The sequence below is a fragment of the Kitasatospora sp. NPDC048715 genome (assembly GCF_043198905.1).
Lineage (GTDB): Bacteria > Actinomycetota > Actinomycetes > Streptomycetales > Streptomycetaceae > Kitasatospora > Kitasatospora lactacystinica.
On sequence record NZ_JBICVH010000009.1, the window covers coordinates 129,368 to 142,585 of the forward strand.

Consider the following 13,218-nt stretch of genomic DNA (forward strand, 5'->3'; position numbering starts at 1 on the left):
CGGGACAGTGGAGAGCGGTGCGATGAAGCAGACAGTCGAGACAGGAGACGAGCGGTGATGAGCACTCCCCAGGAGCGGACGGTCGTCGAGGCCCCCAGCCTCCAGGAGCTCCAGCAGCGGGCCCTCGCCGCCGCCTCGCCCAAGGCGTACGGCGAGGGATCGGCCATCGTCTGCGACCGGCTGGTCCGGATCTTCAGCGCGGAGGGGGTCGAGGTCCAGGCGCTCCAGGGCCTGGAACTGACCATCCGCCAGGGCGACCTGGTCGCCCTGGTCGGCGCCTCGGGCAGTGGCAAGTCCACCCTGCTCACCATCCTCGCCGGGCTGGACGTGCCGACCGCCGGCACCGCCACCGTGGCCGGCTGCGACCTGCTGGAGATGTCGGTCAAGGAGCGGCTGCGCTACCGGCGCGAGGTGGTCGGCTTCATCTGGCAGCAGACCGCCCGCAACCTGCTGCCCTTCCTCACCGCCGCCGAGAACATCGCGCTGCCGATGCAGCTGCGCGGCCGCCGTTCCGGCGCCGGCGGGGCGAAGCAGCAGGCGGTCCGGGTGGCCGAGCTGATGGAGGCACTGGAGATCGGCGAGCTCGCCCACCGCAAGCCCAACGAGCTCTCCGGCGGCCAGCAGCAGCGGGTGGCGATCGCGGTGGCGATGGCCAACAACCCGCCGGTGCTGCTCGCCGACGAGCCCACCGGCGAGCTGGACTCGGAGACGGCCGGGATCATCTTCGAGTCCTTCCGCACCGTCAACCGCGAACTGGGCGCCACCGTCGTGATCGTCACCCACGACCCGATGGTCGCGGGCGAGGTCCGCCGCACGGTCGCGATCCGGGACGGGCGGACCGCCAGCGAGGTGCTGCGCCGCACCGTGACGGACGAGCACGGCGAGGAGTCGGTGAACGAGCGCGAGTACGTGATGCTGGACCGCAGCGGCCGGGTGCAGCTGCCGGTCAAGTTCCTGGAGTCGCTCGGCATGGAGCACCGGGTGGCGGTCGACCTCGCGGCCGACCACATCGAGGTCCGGCCGGACGACATCGCCGGGCACTGACCCGGGAGCGCGTTGCCGACCGGGGGCGCGCACTGATCGGAGCGCGCCCGCCCGGAACACATCCGCCCGGAGCGCGCCGGTCCCGGGAGGCGGTCGCCGCCTCCCGGGACGGTCAGCCGTCGCCGCCCATCCGCTGGAAGAGGCCGCTGCCCTCGGCCTCGGTACGGAGGTCGGGCGGTGCCTCCCGCGCGGCGCGATCGCCGCGTGAGGTGGCGGTGCAGAGGGCGAAGACGATCAGGGCACTGGCCGCCACGGCGAGGATGCCCAGCGCGGTCAGGACGCGTAGCCAGGTCAAGGTAGTGCCTCCTGGGGGACGGTGCGGCCCGCACTGACCTGCACGACGCCGCCGGGGATGTATCGGCAGGCCGGGCCGCACGGTCGAGTGCCCACGGACGGTTCTTCCCGCCGGATGGTGCACAAGAGGTCGCCCACGTGGGCGCTCGAAGCACTTTCAGGGCGTGTCACACCCCGTTGCGCGCCCCCACGGTGGCGGCCGCCCGTCCGGTCCCGCCGCTTATCTGGGCCCGCAGGGCGACGAGGTCCGGCTTCCCGAGCCCGTTCAGCGGGATCGCGGGCAGCAGCAGGAGTGTGTCGGGGGCGCATCGGTCGAGGCCGCGCGCCCGGCACCACCGGTGCAGCTGCTCGGCCGTCAGCCGCGAGCCGGGGGCGAGGGCGACGGCGGCGTGCACCCGCTCCAGACGGTCCGGGTCGGTGGTCGTGAACATCACCGCCTCCCGGACCTCCGGGTGGGTGCGCAGCGGCTCCTCGATCTCGCGGGGGAACACATTGTGCCCCTCGATGATCGCCATCGGGCTCCGCCGCCCGGCCACCGTCAGATAGCCGGCCGCGTCCAGGCTGCCCAGGTCGCCGGTGTGCAGCCAGCCGTCCCTGAACACCCGCTCGGTCAGCTCCGGGTCGCGCCAGTAGCCCGCCATGGCGGTCGGCGTGCGGACGCAGATCTCCCCGGTCCGGTCCGGCGGCAGCTCGGTGCCGTCCTCGTCCAGGATGCGCAGCCCGGTGTCCGGGTACGGCCGGCCGGCGGTGGTCAGCAGCCGCGGTGCCAGGTGCTCGTCCGGTCCCAGCCGGGCGACCGGCCCGCACTCCGTCAGGCTGTAGGTCTGGTGCAGCACCCGGCCCAGTCGCCGGGTCGCCTCGGCGAGGCGCCGCGGCGAGGCCGCGCAGCCGGTGTAGCCGACCCGGCGCAGGCTGCCGGTGTCGGTGCTGGGCAGCAGCGGGTGGTCCAGCAGCCGGTACAACAGGTGCGGCGGCAGGTACATCCGGGACACCCGGTGCCGCTCGACCGCCGCCAGCACGGCCCCGGCGTCGAAACCGTCCTGCATCACCACCGTGCCGCCCGCGGCCAGCGCCAGATCCGCCGTGGTGCCGCCGCCGTGGCAGAGCGGGGTGCACAGCAGGAAGACCGACCCGGACAGCAGCCGTGGGCGCGGCGGACGGGTGAAGCGGCGCAGCACCCCCTTCGGACGCCCGGTGGTGCCGCCGGTGAACCGCACCGCCATCACGTCCTCGGGCCGGTAACGGGGTTCGAACGGGGCGGGGGAGCGGGCCGCGGCGAGCTCCAGCAGGTCCGTGCCGAGCCCGAGCGGTGCCGGGCCCAGGGAGAGCAGAGCGGCCGAGGGCACGGCCCGGGCGATCCCTTCGGCCGCCGCCGCGCACCGGACCGGGTCGAAGACCAGCGCGGAGGTCCCGGCGAACTCCGCCAGCGCCACCTGCTCCGCGACCGGCCCGTCCGGGAACGGCATCGCGACCCGGCAGCCCAGCAGGTTCGCGGCGAGCCGCACCAGCAGCGCCTCCGGCCGGTTCCCGGCCAGCACCGTCACCCCGTCCCCGCGCCCGAGCCCGGCCCGCTCCAGTGCCCGGGCGGCGCGGTGGACCAGGTCCAGGCACTGCTGCGCGCTCCACGCCCCGTCCGCGGACCGGATCGCCACCCGGCCGGGATCGCGCGCCAGCCCGTCCAGCACCAGCGCGGTGTACGTCGGAGCCGCCTCCGCCATGGCCCGCCCTCCTGTCTGACGGCGTGTCAGCCTAGTGGATGTCCGGCCCCACGGATGCACTGCGGTCGACCGGGGCCCCACGGGCACCGGCGCGCGGGCGGGGGCGGGCCGTGGCCCCGGTGTCAGCCCAGCAGCCGCGACCAGGCACCGGCGCGCGGCCGGGGGCGGGGTTGTTGTTAGGGTTCCCGGTCGGACGTGAACGGGGGCTCGGGCTGGTGGGCGGCAGGGTGGACGCGGTCGTGGCGCCGTACGGAGTGGTCGATCTGCGGGGCGAGGCCGGGGCGGGCTTCGTCACCGCCTACCCGGCCGACGCCGTCGTGGTGGTGTCCGGGCTGCCCGGGGCCGGGAAGAGCACGCTGCTGCGCCGCTGGTCCGGGGCGGCGGTCCGGGCGGTGGACCCGCGGACGGTGCACGAGGCCTGCGAGGCGGTGATGCCCGCCGCCCTGCCGTACGCGGTGTACCGGCCGTGGGCCCGGCTGGAGCACTTCCGGCTGCTGCGCTCCTCGGTGCGCGGCGGGGGTCCGCTGCTGGTGCACGACTGCGGCAGCCGGGCCTGGATGCGGCTCTGGCTCGCCCGGGAGGCGGGCCGGCAGGGCCGCGAACTGCACCTGGTGCTGCTGGACGTCGGCGCCGCCACCGCGCTGGACGGTCAGCGGGCCCGCGGCCGGCGTGCCTCCGCCAGGGTCTTCGCCCGCCACCGCCGCGGCCTGGAGGGGCTGTTGGCCGCCTTCACCCGGCACGTGCGCTCCGACGGCCCGATGCCGACGCCGGAGGCCTCGTCCGTGCTGCTGCTGGACGCCGTCTCCCGCGCCCGCGCCGAGACGGTGCGCTTCGGGGCGGGCTGACCGTCGGCCGCGGGCGGGCCCGGCCGGCCGGGTGCCGCGGGCAGGGCCGCCCGGCCACCGGCCGCGAGCGGGCCCGTGACGGGCGAGAATCGGCCTACCCGGGGACCATGATCGCCGGATCGGCCCGCGGCCGCCCCCGGCACTGCCAGACTGGGGCCGGCAGAGTCCGTCACGGAGAGAGGTCACACCCCGCATGTCCAGCAGCGCCGTCGTCGAGAATCCGTGGTTCCGCAGGTTCAACCCGTCCGACTCCGCGCCCGCCCGGATCGTGATCTTCCCGCACGCCGGCGGCTCGGCCAGCTACTACCTGGAGTACGCCAACGCGCTGGCGCCGCACGCCGATGTGCTCGCCGTCCAGTACCCCGGCCGGCAGAACCGCATCGGCGAGCCGACGATCGGCTCGGTGACCGGACTCGCCGAGGAGCTCGCCCGGGAACTGCGGGAGTGGGCGGACCGGCCGCTGACCTTCTTCGGGCACAGCATGGGCGCGGCCGTCGCCTTCGAGACGGTCCGGTGCTTCGAGCGCGACGGCGTGAAGGGGCCCGACCGGCTGTTCGTCTCGGCCGGCCGCGCGCCCTCGCTGCCCCGCACGACCAGGATCCACCAGCTGCCGGACGACGAACTGCTCGCCGAGATCTCCGCGCTCGGCGGCACGGACGAGCGGGTCCTCGCCCTCTCCGCCCTGCGCGAGCTGATCCTGCCGAGCCTGCGGGCCGACTACACGGCCGTCGAGACCTACCGCAGCGCCCCGGACGCGACCGTGTCGCTGCCGATCACCGCCCTGGCGGGGGAGTCCGACGTGCACGCCACCGTCGACCAGGTCGGCCAGTGGGAGCGGCACACCACCGGCGCCTTCGACCTGCGGGTCTTCCGGGGCGGGCACTTCTACCTGGCCGACCGGACCGCGGACGTGGTGGAGGTGATCACCGCGCACCTGCGCGGCTGAGCCGGTCCGGGCGGGCACCCGGAGCGGCGGCCCACCCGCGGCGGCCCCGCGAAGGTCCTGCGGCGCCCTGCTGCGGCCCGGCGGCGCCGCGAACGGGCGCCGCGAACCGGACACCGGGCCGGCCCTCGAACCGACGTGCCCGAACCGGTGACCGGAGCGCTCCCGCTCGACTACTGTGCCTGGTTGACGGCCCATCAGCAGATCATCGGGAGGCAGCCGTGCGCCGGATCGCCGTTGTCGGAGCGGGCCAGGCCGGCCTCCAGCTCGCGCTCGGGCTGGTGGCGGACGGGTACCGGGTGACGCTGGTCGCCGAGCGCACCCCGGAGCAGCTGCGCGCCGGCCGGGTGCTGTCCACCCAGGCGATGTTCGGCCCCGCGCTGCGGATCGAGGCGGCCGCCGGGCTGGACCTCTGGGCGGATCGGGCGCCGTCCGTCTCCTCGGTGGAGGCGGTGCTGGCGGCGCCCCCGGGCGTGCGCGCGCTGGAGTACACCATGACGCTGGACGAGCCCGCCCAGTCGGTGGACCAGCGGCTCAAGCTGGCCGGCTGGCTGGAGCTGCTGGCCGAGCGCGGCGGCGAGATCGAGTACCGCACGCTGGACCGCGCCGGACTGCACGAGCTGGCCCGACGGCACGAGCTGACCGTGGTCGCCGCCGGGCGCGGCGCCCTGTCCGGGATCTTCGAGCGCGACGCCGTCCGCTCGCCCTTCGACCGGCCGCAGCGGGCCCTGTCCTGCCTGTACGCGCACGGAGTCGGCTCGCCGGACCCGGCCGCCGGCCCGAGGGCCCGGATGAACGCCCTGCCCGGCCTCGGCGAGCTGTACCTGCAACCGGCGCTCACCCTCTCCGGCCCCTGCGACATCCTGCTCTGGGAGGCGATCCCCGGCGGCCCGCTCGACGCGTTCGGCGACGCCCCGCCGCCGGACGTCCAACTGGCCCGGATCCGCGAGCTGTTGGGCGAGTACCTGCCCTGGGAGGCCGAGCTCTGGACGCAGGCCGAGCCGACCGACGCCGGGGCCGGGCTGTTCGGTGCCGTCACCCCGGTGGTCCGGCGTCCGGTGGCCGAACTCGGCTCGGGCGTGGAGGCCGTCCACGTGCTGGGCCTCGGCGACGCGGTGGTGGTGACCGACCCGATCACCGGCCAGGGCGCCAACAACGCCGCCCGGGCGGCCGAGGCCTGCCGCCGGGCGGTCGTCGAGCACGGCGACGCCCCGTACACGGCCGACTGGATGTGCCGCAGCGCGGAACGGTTCTGGCAGCAGCAGTCCCGCCACAGCGTGGAGTTCACGGCCGCGATGCTGACCGTCCCGGAGCACCTCCAGGCCGTGTTCGCGGCCGCCGCCGAGCACCCGGAGGTCGGCCGCCGGCTCGCCAACACCTACGCCGAGCCGAGCGACCACGCCGCCTGGCTGGCCACCCCCGAGCTCACCGCCGCCTACCTGGCCTCGGTCGGGTCGTAACCGAGGTCTGGTCGTAACCGAGGTCGGAGCGCAGCCGAGATCGGGAGGCGGCCGCACTCGGGCGCGGCGACCCGCACTTGCCGCCGGGCGGTCCGCGGGACGACGCTGGAGGGGAACGGCAACGAGCGCGGGAGGCGTCGCCCGTGGACGGACAGGAGCCCGCGGGCCGGTCCGCCGTCGGCCACCGGAGCGTGCCGCACACGGCCGACCTGCAGGTCGAGGCCTGGGCACCGACGGCCGAGGGCTGCATCGGCGAACTGGTGCGCGCCGTCGTCGCCGGCTTCGCCGACCTCGGCGGCGCCCGGATCGTCGGCGAGCGGAACTGCACCGTCCTCGCGGTGAGCGACCCGGACCTGCTCGCGGGCGTCCTGGAGGAGGTCGTCTACCGGATGGACGCCGACGGCGAACTGCCGGTGGCGGTGGCGATCGGGCCGATCGAGGGCCTGGACGGCGCCCGCCGGGTGACGGTCCGCTTCCGGATGGCCGACGCCGCCACGGCCACCCTGGTCGGCGCCGTACCGAAGGCCGTCGCACTGCACGACCTGGACCTGAGCGCCGGACCGGACGGCTGGACCTGCCGGGTCACCGTGGACGTCTGAGCCCGGCCCCGAGCGAAGCGGACCGGACCTGCGGGAGCGGGGTGAGCGAGGTGGAGATCGTACTGGTCGAGGCGGGCCGGAACCGCTGGCGGATCGAGCCGCGGCCGCCGATGCGGGTGCCCGGCGTGGTGTTCGCGACCGCCGCGCTGCTGCCGCAGGCCGCCGGGGACAAGGCCCTGGAGCAGGTGGCGAACGTGGCGACGCTGCCCGGGATCGTCCGCGCCTCCTACGCGATGCCCGACGTGCACTGGGGCTACGGCTTCCCGATCGGCGGGGTCGCCGCCACCGACGTCGAACGGGGCGGGGTGGTCTCGCCCGGCGGGGTGGGCTTCGACATCTCCTGCGGGGTCCGGCTGCTGGCGGCCGGCATCGGCCGGGACGAACTCGACCGCGAACGGCTCGACCGCCTGATGGACCTGCTGGACCGCACCGTCCCGCGCGGCCTGGGCCGGGGCGGCCTGTGGCGGCTGTCCGGGGCGGAGGAACTGGACGAACTCCTGCTCGGCGGCGCCCGCTACGCCGTCGAGCACGGCCACGGCGTGCCCCGCGACCTGGAACGCTGCGAGGACCGCGGCGTGCTGGCCGGTGCGGCCCCCGGCGAGGTGAGCACCCGGGCGGTCGAGCGCGGGCTGCAGCAGGTCGGCAGCCTCGGCTCGGCCAACCACTTCCTGGAGGTGCAGGCCGTCGACCGGGTGCACGACCCGGGGACCGCCGCCGCCTTCGGACTGCGGCCCGGCCAGGTCTGCGTCATGATCCACTGCGGCTCGCGCGGCCTCGGCCACCAGATCTGCACCGACCACGTCCGCGCCATGGACCGAGAACTGCACCGCTACCGGATCGAGGTCCCCGACCGCCAGCTCGCCTGCACCCCGGTCGACTCCCCGCGCGGCCGCGCCTACCTGGGCGCCATGACCGCCGCCGCCAACTACGGCCGGGCCAACCGGCAGCTGCTCTCGGAGTCGGCCCGCCGCGCCTTCGCCACGGTGCTCGGGGCCGGACTGGAACTGGTCTACGACGTCTCGCACAACCTCGCCAAGCTGGAGACCCACGAGGTGGACGGCGAGCTCCGGACGCTGTGCGTGCACCGCAAGGGCGCCACCCGGGCCCTGCCGCCCGGCGACCCCGACCTGCCCGCCGACCTGATGGAGGCAGGGCAGCCCGTGCTGGTGCCCGGCACCATGGGCACCGCCTCGTACGTCATGGTCGGCCTGCCCGGCAACGAGGCCTTCCGCTCCGCCTGCCACGGCGCCGGGCGGGTGCTGAGCCGCCACCAGGCGCTGCGCACCGTGCGCGGCGAGCGGCTGAAGAGCGAGCTGGAGGCACGGGGCATCGCGGTGCGGCCGGCCTCCTGGCGGGCACTGGCCGAGGAGACGCCCGAGGCGTACAAGGACGTCGACGCGGTGGCCGCCGTCACGGAGGCCGCCGGGCTCGCCCGCCAGGTCGCCCGGCTGGTGCCGTTGGGCGTGTGCAAGGGGTGAGCCCGGGGGAGCGAGGGGTGAGTTCGCCGCACCGGTCCGGGCGCGTCCCTCGACTCGCCGGGCCGGGCGCGCTTTGATGTCGGACGCATCCGTCACCGTCACCGTCACCGGAGCGCGCCCGTCACGGGAGCGCGTCCGTCACAGGAGGTGGTCATGCCGGGGAACCCGGAGCCAGCCGTCGACCGCCGGGGCACCGGCGACGGCCCCGTGATCGAACTGCGCTCGCTCACCAAACGCTACGGCGGCACGGTCGGCATCGAACGGCTGGACGTGTCGGTCGAGGCCGGCGAGGTGTTCGGCCTGCTCGGCCCCAACGGCGCCGGGAAGACCACCACGCTGCGCTGCCTGGTCGGCCTGCTCAGCCCCAGCGACGGGCAGGTGCGGGTGCTCGGCCTTGACCCGGTGGCCGACCACGGCCGGCTCGCCCCCTCGATCGGCTACCTGCCCGGCGAACTGCGGCTCTACCCCGAGCTCACCGGACAGCAGACCCTCGACCTGCTCGCCGCCCTCCAGGGCGCGCCGGTACCGCGCCAGCAGGAGCTGTGCGATCGCCTCAAGCTCTCCCGCGCCGACCTGGCCCGGCCGGTGGGGCAGTACTCGCGCGGCATGAAGCAGAAGCTCGGGCTCGTCCAGTCGCTCCAGCACCGGCCGCCGGTGGTGGTGCTGGACGAACCGAGCGAGGGACTCGACCCGCTGGTCCAGGAGACCTTCTACGAACTGCTCGCCGAGGAGACCGCCGCCGGGCGGACCGTCCTGCTCTCCAGCCACGTGCTGCCCGAGGTGCAGCGGACCTGCGGCCGGGTCGCCATCGTCCGCCACGGCCGGCTGGTCACCGTCCGCTCGGTGGCCGAACTGCGCCAGGCCCGGGCCCGCCGGGTCCGGCTGCTCCTCGACGACGGGCGCGGCGCCAGGCCGCTCGGCAGCGCGGAGCGCTGGTCCCCGCGCTGGGACGGCCCCCGGGTCGAGCTGCTGGTGCCACCGGACGAGGTGGTCGCCGCGGTGCGCGACCTGCTCGCCGAACAGCCGGTGGCCGACCTGACGGTGGAGGAGGCGGGCCTGGACGAGGCCTTCCTCGACCTCTACCGGTCCGTCGGGGCCGAGGAGCACGCGAACGGCGGCAGCCCGCAGGAACCGGAGGAGCGGCCGTGAACCCGGGCACCGTCAACCGCCGCCTCCCGCTGGTCTGGCTCGCCCTGCACCGGCGCCGCCGGATGCTGCTCTCCCTGCTGTTCGGCATGGTCGTCTTCGAGACCCTGATCGTGGTGATCGCCGGGACCGTCCCGACCGGCGACCTGTTCGGCGAACGCCGCACCCCGCCCGGCGCGTTCAAGGCCTTCAGCGGCTCCAACGGCGACGTCTCCATCGCCAGCTACCCCGGTCTGCTCGGCGCCGGACTCACCCACCCGTTCTGGATCGCCCTCCAGCTGACCGTGATCGGCTCGCTCGGCGCCGCCGCCGTCGCGGCCGACGTCGAGTCCGGGACCATCGAGCTGCTGATGACCCGCCCGGTCTCCCGCCGCCGGCTGCTCGCCGAACGGGCCGGCGCCCTGATCGCCGCCACGGTGCTGCTCAACGCCGCCGCCACGCTGACCCTCGCGCTCGGGGTGGCGGCCTCCGCCCCCCTGCGTGCCGCCGTCCCGCTGAGCGCGGTGTTCACCGCCGGACTGCTCGGCTGCGCCCTCGCGTTCTGCCTGACCGGGCCGGTGCTGGCGGTCTCCGCGATCAGCCGGCGGCGGGCCCACGTGATCGGCGCGGCCGTCGCGTTCGGCGCGGTCGGCTTCGCGCTCAACTTCGTCGCGCTGGCCTGGTCCCCGGCCAGGCCGCTGCGCTACCTCAGCCCGTTCCACTACTACGCGCCGGGCGACGTGCTCGGCCACGGCGGAGTGCCGTGGGCGGCCTTCGGCGTCCTGCTCGGGGTGGGGCTGCTCGGGCTGGCGGCGGCCTTCCGGCTGCTGGAACGCCGGGACCTGGCGGCCTGAGGCGGGCCGCCCGGCCGGCCTCGGGCGCGGGTCGTCCATCCGCGCAAGGTGGCGTGAACCGCCGATCCGAATGCGGCCTCGGCCGTGCCGGCGTCGAGGGCCCCGGCCAGTTCGAGAGTCACCGGCCCGTGCAGGGTGGCCCGGATCGACAGGGCGATCGACGTTGCCTCGCCGACGAGGACGGCCGCCTCCACCGCCGGTCCTCGCGTCGAAGCGGGCGTCAGCGGGGCCGAGGACGGCGGTCGGCCCGCAGACGCCCCGCTCCGTCCGAGCCCGCGTCCTGGAGCGTGTCGTCCGTGCTCATGACCTGGGGTACCGCGACCAGGAGCTCGTAGAGGAAGTCGTGGAAGCCTTCCGCGGTCGGCGCCGTGTGGTTCAGCGGGTACACCCCGAACTGCAGGTAGTGCACGGTCTTGCGCATCATCTGGGCCGGTGAGCAGACGGAGACGAGCGTGCCGAAATCCCCGTCCTTGAAGTACGAGGAGGCGACGAAGCACTCGTCCGCGGAACCGTAGACGCCGGCGTCGCCCTTGTACCGCTCGTTGAGGTCATCGCCGTGGACGGCCGAGGACGGGATGCCGAGCTTTCCCAGGAAGTCCCCGCCCGCCCGGCTGAGGCTGCTCTCGTCCTCGACCCCGAGGTGCCGGTGGCGGCTGCCGGGCACGTAGATCTCCACCGGTCGACCGGTGTCCGCGTACTCCTGGAAGAGCTCGTGGCCGCGGCGCAGCCGGGCCGCGAACTCCTCGCCGGGCACGGCCCGGTCGACCAGCGGGTGCTGGGCCGCGACCTCGATCAGCACGCCCGGCAGGTGCTGCCGTTCCCGCATGAAGGCCTGGGCCGCGGAGAGCCGGTCACGCCACCGGTTCGCCGCGGCGGGGGAGAGGGCCACCGTGTCCCACAGGTCCATCGCAGTCCGCCTCACGAGATCGTCCTCACTTCGCCGCGCTCCCCGACGATGGCCCAGGTCCGATCGAAGTGCTTCCAGCAGGCGTCGATCAGACCGAAGTCCTGGGTCCCGCGGAGTTCCAGGGACGGGGTCTCCGGGGCCCTCGCCGGTGGCAGGGTCAGGGTGACCCATCCCCAGTCCCGGTCGCAGAGAATCATCGTGGACCGCAAGTGGGTGGTGAAGAAGCCGATTTCGACCGATCCGGCGGTCGTGCTGCGTGCCCCGGCCTCGCGGACGATCGCCCGCAGCCGTGCCTCGACCTCACGCACCTCGGCCGTGATCGGCGAGCGCTGGTCCCACAGCGACTCGGACTCGTCGACGTCGGCGAGGAACTGCCCGTCGGGGAGCGGTACCAGGACGCGGATCCGCGCGCCGGCGGCGAGCGCCTTCGTCAGGTAGGGCGTCTGGATCTCGATCAGCCGCTTGCCGCTGGTGGACATGATCCCGATCGACGAGGCCTTCCCGAGGTTCTCGCTCAGGGCGTTGCCGGCCTGCCCGTCCACGCTGATCCGGACCACCCCGATCTGCGTTCCGGGGGCCACCAGGTTCTGCCACTCGGCGGAGAAGGTGTGAGCGATCGAGTTGCCCTTGACCCAGCCGGGCTGGGGATTGTGCCGGACCGCCAGCCGCAGCGACCGGGTGACGTCGTTCCTCAGGTCCGCGGTCGTGCGCCAGGGCTTCCAGAGGCGTTCGGTCCGTACCTTCTCGCGGAAGGCCGCGAGCCGCTCCGTGTCCTCCGGTGTCGGCTGCCAGCTGTCGGTGTGCAGCTCGACGGGGTTGGCGTGGACGAAGACCAGGATCGGTTTCCCCAGGGAGCGGGCGTGGTCGTACTCCCGCTCCGTGAAACCGACTTCGCCTCCGGTGAGGTCGCCGTAGCGCGCCCCGAGGATGAGGACGAGGTAGTCGCAGTCGTTGATCACCCGCTCGACGACCTCCCAGGCGCCCTCCGAGCGGGCGTCGAAGAGCTCCATGCCGGAGGGGATGTACCCCTCCTTGACGAGTTCGTCGATGACGGCTTCGCGGTGACGCTTGAGGTCAAGGCTGGTCGAGCTCACGAACACCTGGTAGCGGCGCTCGTCCTGGCCGATCGTCGCCGGGGGTGCCGCGCCGGTCGGCCCCGGTGCGCCGGCGTGCGGGTCGGTCTCCGCCGTCCCGTAGTAGTTGAAGTTGTTCGTCACCGAGCTGCGCGGTCCGATGGCATTGCCGGCCACATCGGCGCCGGCCCCGACCCCGCCGCCGCGGACCTCCACGTGCTCTGCCGGCCGCTCGGGTTCGGACGGATCCTGCTTCCCGCGCCGCCGGAAGCGAGACCCCGGCATCAGCCGGCCACCTCGCCGCCCTGGCCCAGCGCGTTGCCGGCGACGTCGCCCCCGGCGGCCACCGAGCCCTCGCCCTGGGCGAGGACGGCCCTGGTCGGACCGGCCACGGAGCGCGGGGCCCGGGGCGCTCCGCTGACCCTGCTGTCGGCGCCGATCGCGTTGCCGGTCACGCTTCCTCCGGCGGCGACCGCGCCGCGCCCGTCGGCCCGGACGGCTGCGCCTGCGGCCTGCCCGTCCCGTCGCAGCGCGTACACCGAGGCGACGAGCCCGGCGAGCCCGACGACCGCTCCGACGACGGCACTCGCGAGCTCGGCCCCGGCGGCGTCCCCGAGTGCCGCCCACAGTGCGAGTGCGATTGCAACGCCGGTACTGGCCAAGGCCGTTGACCAAAAGAGCAGACGCATTTTCGATGCCCCCTCACACCGACAAACCGGTAGGACCTTGGTACCCGGCTATTGGTCGCACCACGCGCCGGTCGCCCGGCCGGTCTCCCGTCCGGGGCCCCCGGCGGTGCAGGGCGCACCGCCCGTCCTGGGCACGGGCGTTCTCGCCGACCAGTCCCGCAACGCCGACGCGTTCGCCCGGCACGGCCT

The 13,218-nt window shown here is 74.9% G+C and carries 13 protein-coding genes; 8 read left to right on the forward strand and 5 right to left on the reverse strand.

Going from position 1 to position 13,218, the window contains the following annotated elements; genetic code table 11:
- Positions 1-57 precede the first annotated feature (57 nt).
- Entirely contained in the window at positions 58-1,044 is a 987-nt protein-coding gene (locus ACGFSC_RS18390) for an ABC transporter ATP-binding protein (RefSeq protein ID WP_359903773.1), read from the forward strand.
- Positions 1,045-1,156: 112 nt separating this feature from the next.
- Here the strand turns inward: ACGFSC_RS18390 and ACGFSC_RS18395 are convergent, their stop codons facing one another.
- Positions 1,157-1,339, reverse strand: coding sequence for a hypothetical protein (locus ACGFSC_RS18395; protein WP_359903776.1), 183 nt, complete (start codon positions 1,337-1,339; stop codon positions 1,157-1,159).
- A gap of 166 nt (positions 1,340-1,505) precedes the next feature.
- Positions 1,506-3,056, reverse strand: coding sequence for an AMP-binding protein (locus tag ACGFSC_RS18400; protein WP_359903779.1), 1,551 nt, complete (start codon positions 3,054-3,056; stop codon positions 1,506-1,508).
- Between the two features lie 239 nt (positions 3,057-3,295).
- Between ACGFSC_RS18400 and ACGFSC_RS18405 the strand changes: the two genes are divergently transcribed.
- The 7 genes from ACGFSC_RS18405 (at position 3,296) to ACGFSC_RS18435 (ending at position 10,360) form a co-directional block, all read left to right on the forward strand.
- Positions 3,296-3,901: an AAA family ATPase gene (locus ACGFSC_RS18405; protein ID WP_359903782.1), complete on the forward strand. Its 606-nt coding sequence runs from the start codon at positions 3,296-3,298 to the stop codon at positions 3,899-3,901.
- A 193-nt stretch (positions 3,902-4,094) separates the two neighbouring features.
- A complete protein-coding gene (locus tag ACGFSC_RS18410; protein WP_359903785.1) occupies positions 4,095-4,847 on the forward strand; it encodes an alpha/beta fold hydrolase in 753 nt (250 codons plus the stop codon).
- Positions 4,848-5,065: 218 nt separating this feature from the next.
- Positions 5,066-6,304 (forward strand): styrene monooxygenase/indole monooxygenase family protein, encoded by a 1,239-nt coding sequence (locus ACGFSC_RS18415; RefSeq protein WP_359903788.1) that lies wholly within the window; start codon positions 5,066-5,068, stop codon positions 6,302-6,304.
- A 143-nt stretch (positions 6,305-6,447) separates the two neighbouring features.
- Positions 6,448-6,903, forward strand: coding sequence for an archease (locus ACGFSC_RS18420; RefSeq protein WP_359903791.1), 456 nt, complete (start codon positions 6,448-6,450; stop codon positions 6,901-6,903).
- A 50-nt stretch (positions 6,904-6,953) separates the two neighbouring features.
- Positions 6,954-8,381 (forward strand): RtcB family protein, encoded by a 1,428-nt coding sequence (locus ACGFSC_RS18425; RefSeq protein ID WP_359903794.1) that lies wholly within the window; start codon positions 6,954-6,956, stop codon positions 8,379-8,381.
- A gap of 153 nt (positions 8,382-8,534) precedes the next feature.
- Complete coding sequence (locus ACGFSC_RS18430) at positions 8,535-9,530, forward strand: ABC transporter ATP-binding protein (protein ID WP_359903797.1); 996 nt, start codon at positions 8,535-8,537, stop codon at positions 9,528-9,530.
- Positions 9,527-10,360, forward strand: coding sequence for an ABC transporter permease subunit (locus tag ACGFSC_RS18435; RefSeq protein WP_359903800.1), 834 nt, complete (start codon positions 9,527-9,529; stop codon positions 10,358-10,360). Before ACGFSC_RS18430 ends, ACGFSC_RS18435 begins: the two co-directional genes overlap by 4 nt.
- 220 nt (positions 10,361-10,580) lie before the next feature.
- Here ACGFSC_RS18435 and ACGFSC_RS18440 read toward each other — a convergent pair whose 3' ends face one another.
- The 3 genes from ACGFSC_RS18440 to ACGFSC_RS18450 are packed head-to-tail and all read right to left on the reverse strand — an operon-like array spanning position 10,581 to position 13,002.
- Positions 10,581-11,267: a hypothetical protein gene (locus tag ACGFSC_RS18440; RefSeq protein ID WP_359903803.1), complete on the reverse strand. Its 687-nt coding sequence runs from the start codon at positions 11,265-11,267 to the stop codon at positions 10,581-10,583.
- An 11-nt stretch (positions 11,268-11,278) separates the two neighbouring features.
- Complete coding sequence (locus tag ACGFSC_RS18445; RefSeq protein ID WP_359903805.1) at positions 11,279-12,625, reverse strand: DUF4062 domain-containing protein; 1,347 nt, start codon at positions 12,623-12,625, stop codon at positions 11,279-11,281.
- On the reverse strand, positions 12,625-13,002 hold the full coding sequence (locus tag ACGFSC_RS18450) for a hypothetical protein (RefSeq protein ID WP_359903808.1): 378 nt from the start codon (positions 13,000-13,002) through the stop codon (positions 12,625-12,627). The genes ACGFSC_RS18445 and ACGFSC_RS18450 overlap by 1 nt, the downstream gene beginning before the upstream one ends.
- Positions 13,003-13,218: the final 216 nt, after the last annotated feature.